Origin of the sequence: Pseudomonas sp. RW407 (assembly GCF_003176655.1) — a bacterium.
GTDB classification, from domain to species: Bacteria; Pseudomonadota; Gammaproteobacteria; order Pseudomonadales; family Pseudomonadaceae; genus Pseudomonas; species Pseudomonas delhiensis.
This window is the reverse complement of record NZ_QGSL01000091.1, coordinates 664,048-665,992: the sequence shown is the minus strand read 5'-3', so window position 1 is coordinate 665,992 and position 1,945 is coordinate 664,048. Positions and strand designations below refer to the sequence as shown.

The window sequence follows — 1,945 nt, the reverse complement described above, 5'->3', positions numbered from 1 at the left end:
AAAAAAGGCGCCCGCGGGGGGCGCCTCAGGGGCCATCCCTCACCAAAGGAGCTTTCGCTGCCGGGACGGCCGTCAGTTCACACGAGTGGGGCTGACGGGGGTATTGGAACCTGTGGCTGGTAACAGGATGCTGAGGTGGGGATGACGATTTTGATAGGGAGGGGTTGGGCTTTTGCGTAGGAGCGAGCTTGCTTGCGAACAGCGTTTCCAGGTGGCCTCGGTATTTTGGTTTGACTCCGCTCCCTCTCCCCAGCCCTCGGCTGCGCGCCCCGCCCTGAAGGGAGAGGGGGCTAGTCCGTGCCGAGAGGAGGAATGGTTTCGGCCGGAAACCAACGGTGCTGCCCGGCTAACGCCGAAATACCCGAGCACACCGAACGGTCCCCTCTCCCTTCAGGGAGAGGGTTAGGGAGAGGGTGCTCTTCAGGCCAGGCACCGAAGTCCCGGCAGACCACCATTCGCGAGCAAGCTCGCTCCTACGAAAAGCCAAACCACCCCCGCAAACGAAAAAAGGCCCCCGCAGGGGCCTTTCTCCACACCCGAACCTCAAAGCACCCGCAGCGGGTACTCGACGATCAGCCGCACCTCGTCCAGGTCCGACTCGAAGGCCGTGGCCCGCGTCGTCGCCTGGCGCAGGCGGAAGGACAGGTCCTTCAGGCTGCCGTCCTGCACCACGTACTTCGCCTCGATGTCGCGCTCCCAGCGCTTCTGGTCGGTCAGCGGGTCGCCGTTTTCGTCGCGGCGCATGTACACCGCGTTGGCGTGGCTGTAGTCGGCGTCGCTGCCGCGGGCGTAGCGGGTCATGAAGCTCAGGCCGGGCACGCCGTAGGCCTGCATGTCGAGGTCGTAGCGGAGCATCCAGGAGCGCTCCCTGGGCGAGTTGAAGTCGGTGTACTGGATGGAGTTGTCCAGGTAGATCGAGTCCGACTGGCGCAGGTAGTCGAAGTCGTTGCTGCCGTTGTTGCGCTGGTGGCTCAGGGCCAGGGTGTGGGCGCCGAAGCGTACGCCGAGCTTGCCGCTCCAGATATTGGTATTGAATTCGCCCAGCAGCTCGCGGCCGCCGTCGTCCACCGACTTGTAGTAGGTGAAGCCGCCGAACAGGTCGAGGCCGTCGGCCAGCGGGTAGGTCGCCGAGGTGGCCGCGTAGTACTGCTTCCAGGCGTCCTTCAGGCGGCTGCCGTAGAGGCTCACGCTGACCTTGTCGGTGAGCGCGTAGTCGCCGCCCAGGTAGGCGATCCAGGGGGCGTCCACGGGGCCGGCGTAGAAGGTCGAGAAGCCTTCGCTCATCTTGCGCTCGTTGGGCTGGCTCATCGAATGCAGGCGCCCGGCCTGCAGGTCCAGGCCCTCGAGGCTGGCGTTGTTCAGGGTCACGCCGCGGAAGGTCTCGGGCAGCAGGCGCGAGTCGCCGTAGTGCACCACCGGGGTCTGCGGGAACACGTCGCCGGCCCGCAGCTCGGTGTCGAACAGGCGCAACCTGGCGGCGCCGCCGGCCTTGGCGTATTCGTTCTGCGTGCGGCCGCGGGCGTCCACCGGCAGCACGTCGAAGGAGCTGTGCCCGCCGTTGCGGCCGTCGCCGCTGTCCAGCTGGATGCCGAGCATGGCGAAGGCGTCGACGCCGAAACCCACCGTGCCCTGGGTGTAGCCGGACTGGTAGCGGCCCACCAGGCCCTGGGCCCAGGCCTCGGAATAGCCGTTGCCCTTGGGGCTGGCCTGGCCGTGGCGGTCGTCGCGGTTGAAGTAGAAGTTGCGGTTGAGGATGTCCAGGCGGCTGCCTTCGAGGAAGCCTTCGGCGCTTTCCTCGGCGCCGGCCAGGGGGCTGGCCAGCCCGGCGGCGAGCAGGGAAAGGGCCAGGGGAATGTTCCGCTGTGTCATCGATCGCTCCATGGTGTGCAGGCGGCTGCGCGGGGCGCGCCGCGTTGTCGTTGTGCGCCCGCGGCGGCGGGGCCGC

Annotated in this window: 1 protein-coding gene; it reads right to left on the bottom strand. The window is 67.4% G+C overall.

Features of this window, described 5'->3' with window-relative positions; translation table 11 throughout:
* Positions 1–543: 543 nt before the first annotated feature.
* On the bottom strand, positions 544–1,869 hold the full coding sequence (locus DK254_RS15380) for an OprD family porin (RefSeq protein WP_109934446.1): 1,326 nt from the start codon (positions 1,867–1,869) through the stop codon (positions 544–546).
* Positions 1,870–1,945 lie beyond the last annotated feature (76 nt).

Bases quoted from the DNA above. Each gene is read 5' to 3' on its own strand.
- DK254_RS15380 (WP_109934446.1), bottom strand. From the start codon at position 1,869: ATGACACAGCGGAACATTCCCCTGGCCCTTTCCCTGCTCGCCGCCGGG.